The sequence below is a fragment of the Proteus sp. G2626 genome (assembly GCF_009915985.1).
Lineage (GTDB): Bacteria > Pseudomonadota > Gammaproteobacteria > Enterobacterales > Enterobacteriaceae > Proteus > Proteus vulgaris.
The window spans coordinates 15,970-30,813 of the sequence record NZ_JAABNH010000004.1 but is presented as its reverse complement, the minus strand read 5'-3'; the positions used below and the strand labels follow the sequence as shown (position 1 = coordinate 30,813).

Below are 14,844 nucleotides of genomic sequence, written 5' to 3'. Positions count from 1 at the left end.
CAATTGCAGGGAAGCCCGAATAAGCATACAAAGGCGGTAAGTTTGAATTTCTAGGAAATACAATAATTGCATCATTAAATTGATGTGGATATGGTACTTCTATCCTTTTGTTTTCTACCTTATTAGGTAATTCTACTTTTTCTGGATATGAGAACTTTTTATTTTCATTTGAATATTTTTGAATAATATTCCCTTGCAAACCAAGTCCACTATAAGAATCTGCTGGTAAAAGCGCATATTCTATTCCCAAATTTTTAATATCCATATGATAGCCATTGCCAATATAATTGGCGGGATACACAGGCACTTCTTTCGTCACCAATACACCATCGGTTCTAACTAACGCTGCACTCGCTTTATTATTTTCTTTAATTACAGCCATTCTTGCATTAACATTAACTGTACCGTTGTTTTTTGCAATTTCATTAAGTGTGCCAGACATTAAGTCAGGGTTATTAATTAAGTTTTCTGCAGGAATCGTAGACATAAGATCTAACTCATCAAATGAATTATTATCAAATTCACTAAATTCCATAAATTTTACTGAGTTTACATTATTATCATCAATACTATTTTCTTTACTGTATAAACTAATAACAGACTCTACCAATTTATCTTGACTAAATTAACGGCTTCTTTTGTAAGAAAATATTTCTTTTTAAATGTTTCGAGTTGCTCAATAACAACACCATTAAAATGCATTACACCTTTATTGGTAGCTAATTCTCTATTGTTTGAGCTATTAGTTAGTTTATTATTATTACTAGAAATAATAACAGGCTTTTGTGGCTTATTTACTGTGAATTTAGTATTTGGATTAAAAGGTGATACCCCGTCATTATTAGGGCCTCCTTTAGTTGGAGAGATTTCTTTATCGCTATCCGAATTAGCAAGAGTAGGTATACTTGACCAAGGTAAATTATACTCAGGTAGAGTTATTGTGATTTTCTCTGTAGATGATGGATTCTCGACGACAGAAGTTTTGTCTCTAACACACGCCCCTAGGCCAACACCACAATTTATTTCTATGCGTACTAATTTTTCATTTGTTTCTGTATCATAAACTATATAACCTAGTTTTATATCACGAATAATATCAGCTGGAAGCCAAGGATATTGATCAACGTTAGCTTTTGTTATAATCATATAAACTCCTTTTTATATTTAAAATCACACAATCACTGTGTATAAAAACAGTACTCCTATATAAATAACTAAGCAATCGTCTTATTTCGGCTATGTTCGGAATGGTTATCATTAGCATTTAACTCATCCTTGAGTCAAATAAATATAATCAATCAGTTATCAATTTCTGGTGCACTATTGGTGTCCTGATTTTCTTCCTCTTCTTTTTGTCTGCGTTCCTCTTCCGTTTTCTGCGCTTCTTCCATCTCACGCATTCTCACGTTATAGATTGATTGCTCTGGTATCTGTACACGAACAGAGATAAAACGACCATCAGGGATATCAATCGGGTCACCGTCATTGAAACCGTCAATATCATTACGGGCGAATTTAGGCGCATTAGGATGAGTGCGATGATGTGTTTTAACGAGAATAGAACCATCTTTGTTAACTTCAGAGTTAACCCAAACTAACGGTTGTTTATTGACATCGAGTGGGATTTCAATACCACCATCGACACCACCCCATCCTGCATCTGAGTTAAAACCTAGTACACCCTCGATAAGATATTCTCCCTGAGCTACTCGAGTAACGGTAGCACCTTCGGATTCGTCGTTAGTTGTAAATCTACCGTCAGAATTGATGTCGATGATTGGAGAGGCTCGCTTAATAAACCCGTTACTATCTACCGTTGTATTCCTGTCAGTCCATAAATTATGAACATATTCAGATGTCGCATTGCCCGCAACAACTCGACATGAACCACCATTCCAAGAAGACACTAAGGCCTGATAGGTATCTTTTGATTTAAAATAAGCGATTGGTGAACCACCAAGCCCATATTTTGTTGTTTGCTCATTTCTGATAATTTGCGTAACCGTATTTCTATTCATTAATACAGCACGAAGTTCAGCTTCTGAAATATTTGTTGATGGCGTCTCAGAGCCTCCCCAACCGTAATCACCCACCAGCATCATTTTGCCAGTCTTTCCAGGAAGCGTTGCCCTATAATATGTTCCATTTATTTTATATAAAAATGATGGTGAAGGGTCTAAGCTCAGAAATAAGTCATAGCTACTATTTCTTGAACCTACAGCACCCGCCGAAACAATACCCCCTTTAAAATCTTGAGGAGTCGTTTTTGTTAAGTCTGCCTTATTTTGTATATCCCCTTGCATCTTCTTAATACTATCGAGCGTGATAATCTCGCCATTTGGCATCTCAATTTTTGTCTGGCCCGTTTGAGTCATCCACGTATTCATGGCGTCGAGGAAATACTCGACATAACTATTAATAGCGACCATTGTTCGTGCTGCATCGCTATTATTGTCTGGTTCAGTAATATGAATTGAGAATATTGTATTAGTTGCTGTTACTAATGCCGGTTGTGCTAATACTAATTCAGTGTCGGAATTAACGGATTTAATCATATACGGAATATTTGTTGTTCCCGATTTAATTAAAATAGTCATTCCGATATTAATAGCTGGATTATTATTTTTAAATTTAGTGCCAGTGCCTTTGACAATAGCAGCCCCTGACACAGTAGAGACTGTGCCTGTTGTGTATATCATGAGGTTATTTTTCCTAGAGGTATAATGAAGAGTTAATCAAATATTGAAGTAGTCGCTGAGTTCGATGCCGTATATGTCAAATTCTATTTTAAACGCATTACCGCCATCAGCCCCCCATGGCCCGCCATATTCTGATCTGATACTGTATATGTCATCCCAATAGACATTATTCGTCATTTCTAAAACCAAATCCTGTTCGCATATAAATAACATCATCTCTATTGCTTCCCTGTATTCTCCAGTTAACGAATTGTGCATCTGGAATAATCATTGGTTTTTTGAGTTTAGAAAACGAAGCTCCATTTCGATTACTAAATCGCGTTGTCTCTCCGAGCTTCATGGGTTTGTAGTTAGATGAAAATGTAATTTCTTTTTTATCGTTATAAATTACAATGCCATATTTTGGAGGAGTTAAAGTAAAGTTAGTACAAAATATAACGACATACATTTCACATGAACTACTAACAACTAAACCCCTAGCTTTATTATATGAGAAGACAGCACCTGAATTTTTCGGCCTCACGAAAATAATGGGGTTCATTTCATTGGTAATATGTAATGGCATTCTCCAGCCATTATCTTTACCTGCATTTATTTGTACGATGTCGGCAAATACACAATACCCTCGCATAGATGGAGTTAGTTCGCTAATACCGTTCATTCCGTGCAGTCGTATACCGTATGACTCATTGTTTGATTTCGGATAACCATAAAAATCAAACATAAATTCCGGGTCTCTTTCATCATCTTCTGAATCTACTCGCGATCCGGCTGTCCTTTCATCGACATAAAAATTAAAGTTATCACCGGATATATTATACGCTGTGACATTTGATGAGAACCAATAATAGGAACCGGGTATTTTGTATGTGCGAGATACCACTCTTGGGATAATAATAATATTATACTTTTCGTATTCAGGTATTTCGTGTTTCATTTTATTCCACCCTTTATTTATTGGGTAGAAATGGTTATTGTACCACCCTATTTTTGCTGAACCTAAATACCCCATAACCTGATTATCATCAGCATCTAAATAATATTCGTTGCCTATATCTGGTTTAACATAAACACCATACATTAATTAAACTCCTGTTATTTTTCCTATTTCAATCCTAATTTCCCCCTTGTCACCATAAACAGCGATCCTTTCATTGGTAATAACAGTATGCGCACCCGTTTTATTTGTTCCTATATCTAATTCACCCCGGAACGTTCCTTTATTCATTTCAATATTGCTAGTTTTACCATCAATCAAAAAACCACTCTTACCGGGTACATAATCACCAGATTTAATATATTCGGTAACAACAACGGAATTTAACCATGCCTCGTTAATAAAGGCCTCACGCATAAATATCTGGCCGTTTTTAACGTACATGAACAATTCCATTTTTCCGTTACTTGGGTTGTACCACGCAAAATTATTGGCGTTGTAGCCAATGAATGATTCAAGCTTGCCGTTCTTAACCTGAGCACTAATCACTTGCCCTGCTGAATTGTATTTCACGTTGTTATGAACAATCGTGATATTGATTGAGTGAGTGACAACATCGTCACCAGATTACTCAAACGTGGCTTGCATTTTCTCCTGTATCATTCCCTCCTGTTCATCAAACTTAGCCTGAACTTGGGTTTTGTTTTCAGCAAATGCCTTGTTTGTGTTAGAGATGGCTTGAGAATTTGAAACAATATCGGCCTCAGCCTGATCAACCTTAGTACGTATTTCAGTAAAGCGCTGACCGATAGCCTCATCAAGATTGGTAATTGACGTTTGAGTTTCTTTAATTGCAGACGTGTTATCACCAACAGCGGAGTAAATTTCTTTGACTTCCTGTGCCCAGGCTTCGTTATCCGTTGCACGAACTTGCCATAGCTTGCGAATACCCGCTTGTGACTGACCGTGTTTCATTAACATACTGCGTGATAGTTGAGAATCAGCGTTACTAAGAAGAAGCGCTGTCTCAGCATTCCAATCCAAGCGCTCACTAAGCTGCTGACCGGCTTCTGATGACATGAAGTGTCCATCAAGCTCTGGCAATATTGTACCTACATCAAACTCCGATTCTCCCCAAATAAATTCAGTCCATTCAGATTGATAGATTGATTACCGGTTTTATCCACCAGCCTTGCTCTAAAATAAAACGCTACATCTGCTGATAAGCCTGCCATTTCATAGGTTTTAGATGGATAAGGAACATCAGATAACAGCATCAGACCTTCACCATCATTGGTTTTGCTGTACTGAACTTCAGTTTTTAACGTATCACTGGTATTTTCACCAAATCCCCAATCTAGCTTAATGCCAAATACTAATGGCGACGTTCTAAAGTTAACCGGTTTTGGTGGATTACCAGTTTTGCCTGTTAACGTTTTTTCGTCAGAATATCCCCACCCGCTTGAGATCTCAGAAGCATTGATGGCTCGAACACGGACTAAATATCGACCGGAGTAAAATTAGGAACCTCAATAGAAGCATGAAACCGTTGGTGCATGGGCTACAAGAGGATGGCGGGGATTATTTGCGGTACTTGATTTACTGGAAAAGTCAGTGTTAAATTCCAGTGACGGTGTAATATAATTGGCCTGCATGCCCCCCACTTTTGCACTTGATAGAGACAATACTAGGCGTTTTTCTCGGATTAAAGCAGTATATATTAGCAATTCAGTCAAGACCGATGACATTCTTGTTTTTGATGCACTGTTAAAGCGAGATAACTTCATCGAAAAAATTGAAATGTTCGGGTATATTACAGAGGGTAATGGAAAATGGCCTATATATATACAATATAAAGGAAATAAAGGCTTTATCTACTGGGGCTCAGATCCAAAGGATATAAAATCAAAAGAAATAACAACAGATATTAATATTTTCGATAAAGAAATTTATGTTGGGCAATATATTACCTATTCTGCCATCAACGCAAATAATCAGCGAGAAGAATATACTTACCAGATTACCGATATCCGAAATTGGAACGATCATTGTCAAAATTAATCATAAAGTAAGTATTAAAAATTCTAGATCCTGCCAGCAAGCTATCTAAAGCAGGAATTGCTAAGTGGCACATTTAATTAATACCTAAAAGCACTTCAAATGGGGATACTTTGGCTAGTGAAAGGAATAACCAGCTCCCTAATCCCCATTGTTAAACAACTTACCGAAATATATTATCTATCTAGCCGCATTAAGGCTAATCATCAAGGGAGTTATGTCCTAAAAAAAGCTTATCGCTTACAATTGAGTAGCATAGTTAAGAAAGACCAGCTATCTAACCTTCTATCTGCATATCTATAACTTGCCTAATCAATTGGATGGCGTAGGAAATATCAGATACATTATTAATACGAAGTTCAACATCACCATTCCCCCAATGACCTATATTCGTCATGTCATTGCAAATTCCTTTTGGATCATAGATGTCCGTATATTTACAATTGAGAGACAAGAGTAATCCTGATACTTGAGGTATAACATCAACGATATTTGTGTCTAGTTTAAAAGCAACATACAGCTTCAGAAATTCCTCTTCCACATTTTCATCCAAAGCTAAAACTTCTTTTCTAAATGCTTGGTAGAGATCTTTAGAGGCTCCAATGGCAATATATGGGTGATCTTCTAGTGTATAACTGCTACGCCTTACTTCTATCGATTGGTAGGCTTGGAAAATTGTCTCAGCAAGTTCTGGATAACGCCATACTTGTTGCATTTTCCCTGCAAGCAAGCTTGAACGTTCTAATATTTTATCTTTATTCCAAGTTGAGTGTTCTCTTAAACTCTGATTTAACATCAAAGGGCTATGAGCAAAACCTCCATTCATATCACGTTTATCTGTGTAGAACTTATCGCTTAACTCTGAATTATAGCCAGTAAGAGTAAGGTTGCCTATAGTATGTACTAACTCCTCTTGTATTGATTTCCATTCATCACCTAAAGCTTTTTGCCACTGTACCGAAAGTTTCTTATTCTGAGGAAGGACATGCTCAATAGTGTAGTTCTCGACACTTATTCGTTCTTTTTTACCAAAGTTTTCTAATCGTCTCAACCAATATGCTCGGCTTCTTACGTTATACATATCTTTATATCGTAATGAATGACTAAACTCAGTATCTGAAGGAAACCGTCGATATGAAGTAAGTTTTAATAGTTCTGCTTTAAAACTTTCTAGATAGCATTCTTTTCGTAATAGACGAGAAAAGCCTGCAAATGTTTTATTAAGAGAATTGGTTGGAATATCACATACATAGCGTCTAAACACGTAACTTTCAACTAACCTAACACATTCAACAAATTCATCTAAATGTAAGATCGAACTATCATAATCTTGATATAGACCAAGAATCAAAGGATAAGAAACATCCACTTTATAGGCGTTTAAATCTTGAAATGCCTCAAGTAAAGCCGGCTCTTTTTCTTTTTCTAACGCAAAACAAATATAAAACTTGGCTTGTTGACGAACATCTGCAATAACATTCTCGATGTCAAGGTTACTACTATCAACATACTTCTTAAATGCCTCATAAACATCACCTAAACGAGGCGGCTTATTTGTTTTTAACGTCAAATAATCACGTATAAATTGATTAAATAGCCAACTGTATTCTCCATTACCAAAATCTTGCTCCATTGGGTACCAATATTTATTATATAAGTGCTCTTGTGATTTACGATCAAGTCTCATCAAAACATAGTTTCTGATAAGATCTGATTGACTTAAATCAAGCCCAGTAGAATTTAAGCTTTCAAAAATAAGCTGAGGGTTATCCCTTTCTCGATCAAGAGCAATATCAACAATAAGTAATTTTTGAAGCCCGAGATATATCTGGGCAAGTTGTTCATTAGTACAACGCTGTAGCCTTCCACTAAAAAATAGGTAGTTTTGGATAATGCGAGATGAAGATCTCATATCTTCAATTTTTTCGCCATCAATAATACTTCTTAGTTGTGGATCATCGGCTTTAGTTAACTGAAGCTTATAGAACAAGTCACCATCTTCTGCATCATTACAGAGATAATTCTTTTTAAGTTTTTTATAGTTGGTACTATCAATAACAGCTTCAGTTTGTAATGTTTGACGAAGCTTTAGTTCAGCAGCTAATGCAGCAATGAGGAGTGTAGTAGAAGTTAGGCGTTGCTGACCATCAATAATAAGGAGTTGAGGTACATCACTATGGCGATATAAACCTCGTTCAACATACACGACAGAACCAATGAAGTGAGCTTCTAAGTTTGTTGTGCCTGCTCGAATAATATCCTTCCATAGTTGGTCACATTGAGTATCCGTCCAACTGTATTGGCGTTGATAGATAGGAATGATGAACTGGGCTGATTTTTGTAAAAATTTAAATAGTCCGTTTTCTATTGCTCTCATGCTAACCCCAACCACGCTGTATATTCTATCATATAAAAATAACTACTCTTTTTATGTATCAATTCAGTACTGATCTACTGTGGACAATCTTTATGATAACTATTTTAAGTAGATCTCAATTTTTATGATCTCTATTAAGAATATCGGCTAAAATAACTCCACTAATTTGATTTCAACAATTCATTCGATAGCAGCTCCGCTTGTGCCAAAACGGTTTCTGTTGCCAATGCAGACATATCAGGCGGATAGCCATAACGGTTAAGTAACCGCTTAACGATAACGCGTATTTTTGCTCTTGCAGACTCTTTGATAGTCCAATCTAATGTGACGTTATTACGGATCATTTCAGTTAGTACAACCGCTAATTCCCTTAGTTTTGATTTTCCGATTAGTTCTTGAGCACTATCATTTTCAGCCACAGCCGTATAGAAAGCATATTCATAAGGTGATAAATTCAGGTCATTCGCTTCGCTATCAACCTTATTGATATCTTTCGCTAATTTAATTAGCTCATCAATGACTTCAGCTGCCGTCAAAATTTTATTTTGATAGCTTTTAATCGCCCCCGTTAGCATGTCCATCAGCTTTTTACCTTGAATAACGCTCATTTTTGTTCGCACATTGATTTCATCTGCTAACAATTTTTTCAAGGTTTCCAACGTGATATTTTTATGTTGGTAATCCTGCATCTCCATTAAAAAGTCATCCGAAAGGATCGATATATCAGGTTTTTTAATCCCCGCAGCATCAAATACATCTACCACCGTATCAGTCACTAAGGCTTGATCAATAGTCTGTTTAACGCGAACTTCCATACCGTCGTCACCGATAATGCCACTTCCTCCAGTTGAATCAAACTTGTTCAGCCTGGCTTTTACCGCTTGGAAAAAGGCTATTTCAGGTGCTGCCTCCATCGCTTCAGGATGTGGCGTTGCTAATGCAAAGGCTTGAGATAAAGCGGTTACTGCTGTTAAAAAACGCACTTTCCCTTGACCTTCATCAATCCCTAAAATAAAATCTTCTGCTTCTAAAATAATGGCTAATTTACGGGATGTGGATGCGGTGAAATATTCACGATAATCAAAACCAAAGAGCATTCCGTCAAGAACGTCTAATTTCTCTTTCATTACCTCGACGGCTTTTTCTTGGGTAAGTGCGGGATCGCCTTTACCACCCGCATCTGAGTAAAATGATAGTGCCGATTTCAAATCAGCCGCAATGCCCAAATAATCGACAACTAAGCCACCTGATTTATCTTTATAGACTCGGTTAACACGGGCAATTGCCTGCATCAAGTTGTGCCCTTTCATCGGTTTATCAATGTATAACGTGTGCATACTCGGCGCATCAAAACCCGTTAACCACATATCGCGCACAATGACTAATTTCAGCTTATCATCTTCATCTTTCATGCGATTAGCGAGTACTTGCCTGTCTTTCTTAGTCGTATGATGTTTAGCGATATCAGGCCCATCAGATGCGGAAGAAGTCATCACTACTTTAATCACACCATCATTGAGATCATCACTGTGCCACTCAGGTTTGAGTGCCACGATTTCCTCATACAATGCCGCAGCAATCCGACGTGACATAGCAACGACCATGCCTTTACCGTGATCCGCATTCGCCACCAACCGTTCTTCAAAGTGAGTGACTAAATCTTTAGCGATCGCTTTAATACGCTCTTTACTGCCAATAATACTTTCAACTCGCGCCCATTTAGCCCGTTGTTGTTGCGTCAGAGTTAGATCTTCATCTGTGAAGCTTTCATCAAATTCCTCGATCAGCTCTCGCCCTTCATCGCTAATTTGGACTTTTGCTAAACGGCTTTCATAGTAGATAGGCACTGTCGCCCCATCTTCAACAGCCTGAGCGATATCATAGATATCAACGTAGTTACCAAATACCGCTGGAGTATTGACATCTGTTTTCTCAATGGGTGTGCCCGTAAAGCCTAAGTAAGTCGCATTTGGTAAGGCATCACGCATATATTTTGCAAAGCCATAAACGGTGCGCTTACCAATGACATTACCCTGCTCATCTTTCACATCGACTTCTTTTGCAGAGAAACCATATTGAGAACGATGTGCCTCGTCAGCAATAACAATGATATTGCTACGATCAGACAGTAGTTCATAAACGCTACTACCATCATCAGGTTGGAATTTTTGAATAGTGGTAAATATCACGCCACCTGAGCCAACTTTCAGTAATTCTTTTAATTCTTCTCGATTTTCAGCTTGTTTCGGGGTTTGACGTAACAGTTGTACCGCAGAAGAAAAAGTACCAAATAATTGGTCGTCTAAATCATTACGGTCGGTGATCACCACAACAGTTGGGTTATCGAGGGCTAAAACAATTTTACCCGTATAAAACACCATGGAAAGGGATTTACCCGAGCCTTGAGTATGCCACACCACACCTGCTTTTCTATCCCCTGCTTTTTGTTCTAATACGAGGTGCTGTTGGTTTCTACCTTGTTGTCGTAGCGCCACTTCCGCAGAGGGTGAATTCGCATTGACATTTGAAGCGCGAATGGTCGAAAGTACCGCTGCATTCACCGCATAGTATTGATGATAGGCTGCCATTTTTTTGACGGTTTTAATAGAAATGATACCGTTGTTATCTTCCTGTTTGCTGGATTCAAATACGATAAAATAGCGGATCATATCTAATAGCGTAACGGGATTAAGCAAGCCTTGAATTAATACTTCCAGCTGTGGCTGAGTATTTTTTGCCTCAGTCATGCCATTATGGGTTTTCCATGCCATAAAGCGGCTAAAATCGGCAGAAATAGTCCCTGATTTTGCCTCTAATCCATCAGAAATCACGCTAAAGGCATTGTAAGTAAATAATGAAGGGATTTGTTGCTGATAGGTTTTAATTTGATTATATGCCCCTTCAATGGTGGCATTTTCATCAATGGCATTTTTTAGTTCAATCACGACCAGTGGTAAACCATTAATATAGATAATCACATCAGGGCGACGCTCTTTGCGATCTTCCCGAATGGTGATCTGATTGACGACTAGAAACTCATTATTATCAGGCTGATTAAAATCCACCAGCCACACATATTCCCCTTGAGTATTGCCATCTTTACTAACTTCAATGTTAATACCTTCCGTCAGTAAACGGTGAAAACTCAGGTTATTTGCCATTAAATCAGGCGAGTTAATTTGTGTGACTTGTTTTAAGGCCTCTTCACATTTATCTTCTGTTAAATGTGGGTTTAAGCGTTGTATCGCTTCTAATACTTTTTGCTGAAGAATGACTTGATGATAAGTACGCAGGGGATTTGTACCCGATGGCTCAATGTCTGGACCATACACATATTCATAACCTAGGGCTTGTAACTGCTCAATGGTCATGGTTTCAATATCGGATTCTGTCATTTTTGACATTGTTTTGTCATCCTTTAGCAAAAGGGTATAAAAAAGCAGCGCCAAAGTGACACTGCCTAATACGATTATTGTTTTATTTCTTCTGGTGTATAGTTCACGCGCACTTCACCACTCATTAATTTAGGGAGTAAGGTGTCACGAAGGTTTTCTAGGGTTTGGATTTTTTGAATATTATTATTTATCTTAGTAAAGATAATCTCAACATCGCGTTCAAAAAGATCTAACAACACCAAATCATTAGGAAAATCAATATATATTTCTTTAATATCAGACTGCCTAATCAATGGTTGGGTACTTCCTACGTTATATTCATCAAAATTAATCATTTTCAACTGAAAATACACAAAATAAAAATACTTTATATCTTTAAAAATTAATGTGTTATCTGACAACCAAACTTTTTCATTTTCATGTATAATAAAAATATTACCTAACGTCCCAACACGGCCTGTATATATTAATCGTTCAGAATATAACGATTTATTACAGCGTCCTATTTCACCATTAGCACCTAAAACAGGGTACATTCCTAATTCTATAAATTCATCTCTCTTTAATCCTTTACCACTACAAATAGAAAACAACTGTCCTAATCTAACCTCATTCCAATCATCCTGCGCCTCTTCCACAAACCACTGACGAAAAAGTGTCTCGGCCATTGATTCTAAGGTTTTATTTTGACGATGGAGTAAGTCGATTTTGTTATCTAATGCAGAGAGAACAGAGGCTATGGCTTTTTGTTCTGGTAAAGATGGTAGTTTTATAACAAAATTTTCCAACATCCCCTTAGTTAAGGCATTTCTTGTACCACCAATTTCCGAAAGGGATAATAATTCCTCTTTAGAGTCAATTAAAGAATATTTTAAAAAATTATTATCAAGCAATTTAATATTAGAACGAATAATGGCGACATGTTGATTAACTCTTGCTGGTAAGAATTCCTTTGGTGCGTTACAGCACCTAGCTACACTATCACCCGTAATATTTAATAAAATATCATGTTCTTCAACAGAAACATTTTTTAATACATTAGCTTGTACTTCATCAATATATGCTAATCCATTAATGCTAAATTTGTAATCAAGTATATTTTGACTTCGTATTAGAGAAATACCTTCATCTTTATATGAATTTCCTCCCCCTTTAGGAGTGGATCCACTTCCAATTTTAGAGGTTAATTCTTTTAATTGATATTCCTTCCACTCACTCATACCATCACCTTTGCCAAATTCTCAGCAATTGCTTGATTAAGTTTTGCTTCTTCTTCTAATTGTGCTTCAAACTCGGCTTTTAGTGCGGTAAAACGCTCTTTAAAATCAAAGTCATCTTCTTCATCAGCAAGACCCACATAACGACCTGGTGTAAGCACATAATCCAGTTCAGCCACTTTTTCGATAGCGACAGAGGCACAAAAACCCGCAATATCTTCATATTCGCCACCTTTATTACGCCAATTATGATAGGTATCTGAAATCAGCTTAATGTCTTCATCCGATAACACTTTAGTGCGGCGGTTAATTAAATGACCAAGATTTCGTGCATCAATAAACAGAATTTCATCACTGCGATCTTGATAAACCGAAGAGTTATTACGATCACGGCGCATAAACCATAATGCGGCAGGAATTTGCGTATTTAGGAATAACTTAGCAGGCAAGTTAACTATACAATCAATCACGTTAGCATCTTTCACTAATGCAGCACGGATATCGCCTTCACCAGAGGTTTTCGAGGTTAATGCACCTTTAGCTAATACCACACCCGCTTGCCCTTTCGGTGACAAGTGGTATAAAAAGTGCTGCATCCATGCAAAGTTTGCATTCCCTGCTGGTGGCGCACCGTATTGCCAACGGGCATCTTTACGTAATTGTTCACCTGACCAATCAGAGACGTTGAACGGCGGGTTCGCAATAATAAAATCCGCACGTAAATCTTTATGCGCATCATTTAAAAACGAGCCTTCATTGTTCCATTTTACTTGCTCAGAGTTAATACCGCGGATAGCCAAGTTCATTTTCGCCAAACGCCATGTGGTTTGGTTAGACTCTTGACCATATATAGATATGTTATCAATGTTACCTTGATGGGATTCAACAAATTTTTCTGATTGAACAAACATACCTCCAGAGCCACAGCACGGGTCAAAAATACGTCCTTCATAAGGCTCTAGCATATGAACCAGTAAGGAAACAATTGACTTCGGCGTATAGAACTGACCGCCCTGTTTACCTTCTGCTAACGCAAATTCACCTAAGAAATATTCAAAAACATGACCTAGTACATCCGCAGAGCGTGATTTAGCATCACCCAGTGCAATATCTCCCACAAGGTCAATTAACTCGCCAAGTACCGTTGCATCAAGGTTTTGACGTGCATAAACTTTTGGTAATACCCCTTTTAATTGCGGGTTATCTTCTTCGATGGCTTCCATAGCGTCATCGACTAATTTACCGATATTGGGCTGTTTTGCATTATTGAGTAAATTTGTCCAACGTGCTTTTTCAGGCACAAAGAACACATTATAGGCAAGATATTCATCACTATCTTCGGGATCTGCACCTGCAAACTCGTCTTGACCTGCTTTAAGCTTTTCATAGTGAGACTCAAACGAATCAGAAATATACTTCAAGAATATTAATCCCAGCACAACATGCTTGTATTCTGCTGCATCAATATTCTTACGCAATTTATCAGCGGCTTTCCACAGGATAACTTCTAACGGTTCAGATTTGATTTCTTTCGGTTTTTTAGCCATTGTTCCATTACTTACATCAGTAAAAATAATGGAACTATTGTTACTGATTTATAGCCAGAAATCTAATAGAACAGGCCGATAACTTGCGATAGTTATCAAAAGGATGGATTATCAGTAAATGTCATATTTAATACTTCAACACTGCTTTCAAATTATGAATATTAGATAATAATTTTTCTCAATACCTCTTGAGGCAATAACTGCATCAAGCTACTATGACTAACTGTTTTCTCTTTCAAAATCACGCTAAAATTCCTGTTAAAAGGCACTCTTTTCTGCGTAGCTCTACTCTCTATTTATTTCCACTCAATGTCTATAGCATAAACTTGTAGTTATACGTTTAGTTATATATAATTTTCAGTAAAAATAAATATAGTTAAAAATCAATAATATAGATATTAAATTCAACTCCCGCCAGCCCACCAAATTATCTTCTAAGGACGTCCAAAGAAGACTGAAAAGCCCGCTAACTCAATGAGTTGCGGGCTTTTTTATGTCCTGCGCAGTCTGATGTCACCTAATTAAATCCAATCATCTTAGGCACCTTGATAGGCACCTCGTTAACCTTTATAGTTTTTGAAGTGCCTAAGAACAATGGAACATCAAAAATGGCA

At 37.3% G+C, this 14,844-nt stretch carries 12 protein-coding genes; 1 reads left to right on the top strand and 11 read right to left on the bottom strand.

Going from position 1 to position 14,844, the window contains the following annotated elements:
* The 7 genes from GWJ05_RS01455 to GWJ05_RS18705 form a co-directional block, all read right to left on the bottom strand.
* Positions 1 to 535: S-type pyocin domain-containing protein (locus GWJ05_RS01455; RefSeq protein ID WP_161680965.1), on the bottom strand; the 535-nt coding region annotated here is incomplete at its 3' end.
* A gap of 68 nt (positions 536 to 603) precedes the next feature.
* Positions 604 to 1,146, bottom strand: a complete 543-nt coding sequence (locus tag GWJ05_RS01450; RefSeq protein ID WP_161680963.1) for a hypothetical protein — start codon at positions 1,144 to 1,146, stop codon at positions 604 to 606.
* Between the two features lie 152 nt (positions 1,147 to 1,298).
* Positions 1,299 to 2,699 carry a phage tail fiber protein gene (locus GWJ05_RS01445; protein WP_161680961.1) on the bottom strand — a complete coding sequence of 467 codons (1,401 nt, stop codon included), beginning with the start codon at positions 2,697 to 2,699 and terminating at the stop codon, positions 1,299 to 1,301.
* Between the two features lie 166 nt (positions 2,700 to 2,865).
* A complete protein-coding gene (locus tag GWJ05_RS01440; RefSeq protein ID WP_036934820.1) occupies positions 2,866 to 3,780 on the bottom strand; it encodes a hypothetical protein in 915 nt (304 codons plus the stop codon).
* Positions 3,781 to 3,783: 3 nt separating this feature from the next.
* Positions 3,784 to 4,209: a phage tail tip fiber protein gene (locus GWJ05_RS18715; protein WP_161680959.1), complete on the bottom strand. Its 426-nt coding sequence runs from the start codon at positions 4,207 to 4,209 to the stop codon at positions 3,784 to 3,786.
* A 54-nt stretch (positions 4,210 to 4,263) separates the two neighbouring features.
* A complete protein-coding gene (locus GWJ05_RS18710; RefSeq protein ID WP_192940848.1) occupies positions 4,264 to 4,716 on the bottom strand; it encodes a hypothetical protein in 453 nt (150 codons plus the stop codon).
* A 32-nt stretch (positions 4,717 to 4,748) separates the two neighbouring features.
* Positions 4,749 to 4,913: a hypothetical protein gene (locus GWJ05_RS18705; protein WP_319016468.1), complete on the bottom strand. Its 165-nt coding sequence runs from the start codon at positions 4,911 to 4,913 to the stop codon at positions 4,749 to 4,751.
* A gap of 376 nt (positions 4,914 to 5,289) precedes the next feature.
* Between GWJ05_RS18705 and GWJ05_RS01425 the strand changes: the two genes are divergently transcribed.
* Positions 5,290 to 5,697, top strand: a complete 408-nt coding sequence (locus tag GWJ05_RS01425; protein ID WP_036934821.1) for a hypothetical protein — start codon at positions 5,290 to 5,292, stop codon at positions 5,695 to 5,697.
* 274 nt (positions 5,698 to 5,971) lie between these two features.
* Here GWJ05_RS01425 and GWJ05_RS01420 read toward each other — a convergent pair whose 3' ends face one another.
* The 4 genes from GWJ05_RS01420 to GWJ05_RS01405 form a co-directional block, all read right to left on the bottom strand.
* Positions 5,972 to 8,071, bottom strand: a complete 2,100-nt coding sequence (locus GWJ05_RS01420; protein ID WP_161680957.1) for a DUF262 and DUF1524 domain-containing protein — start codon at positions 8,069 to 8,071, stop codon at positions 5,972 to 5,974.
* 161 nt (positions 8,072 to 8,232) lie between these two features.
* On the bottom strand, positions 8,233 to 11,475 hold the full coding sequence (locus tag GWJ05_RS01415) for a type I restriction endonuclease subunit R (RefSeq protein WP_161680955.1): 3,243 nt from the start codon (positions 11,473 to 11,475) through the stop codon (positions 8,233 to 8,235).
* Between the two features lie 65 nt (positions 11,476 to 11,540).
* Positions 11,541 to 12,686, bottom strand: a complete 1,146-nt coding sequence (locus GWJ05_RS01410; RefSeq protein ID WP_161680953.1) for a restriction endonuclease subunit S — start codon at positions 12,684 to 12,686, stop codon at positions 11,541 to 11,543.
* Positions 12,683 to 14,230, bottom strand: a complete 1,548-nt coding sequence (locus GWJ05_RS01405) for a type I restriction-modification system subunit M (RefSeq protein ID WP_161680951.1) — start codon at positions 14,228 to 14,230, stop codon at positions 12,683 to 12,685. Before GWJ05_RS01405 ends, GWJ05_RS01410 begins: the two co-directional genes overlap by 4 nt.
* Positions 14,231 to 14,844: the final 614 nt, after the last annotated feature.